Raw genomic sequence first — 308 nt, forward strand, 5'->3', positions numbered from 1 at the left:
TTCATGACCCTGCTGGCCGGCTGGTCGATCCTGCTGGCGCGGCTGAGCGGGCAGTCAGACATCGTGATCGGCACCCCGGTTGCCAACCGCCAGCGCAGCGAGATTGAAGCCTTGATCGGCTTCTTTGCCAACACCCTGGCGCTGCGGGTGCAACTGGCAGACGACCCGAGCGTGGCCGTCGTGCTGGCGCAAGTCAAGGACAGCACCCTGGGCGCCTACGCGCACCAGGACGTGCCGTTCGAACAGGTGGTAGAAGCACTGCAACCGCCGCGCAGCATGAGCCACAGCCCGCTGTTCCAGGTCATGCT

The 308-nt window shown here is 65.6% G+C and carries 1 protein-coding gene; it reads left to right on the top strand.

Annotated elements, in window-relative coordinates; all coding sequences use genetic code 11:
* Positions 1-308: condensation domain-containing protein (locus KVP70_RS33590; RefSeq protein ID WP_217946759.1), on the top strand; the 308-nt coding region annotated here is incomplete at both ends.

The sequence above is a fragment of the Duganella violaceipulchra genome, assembly GCF_019166075.1.
GTDB classification, from domain to species: domain Bacteria; phylum Pseudomonadota; class Gammaproteobacteria; order Burkholderiales; family Burkholderiaceae_D; genus Rugamonas; species Rugamonas violaceipulchra.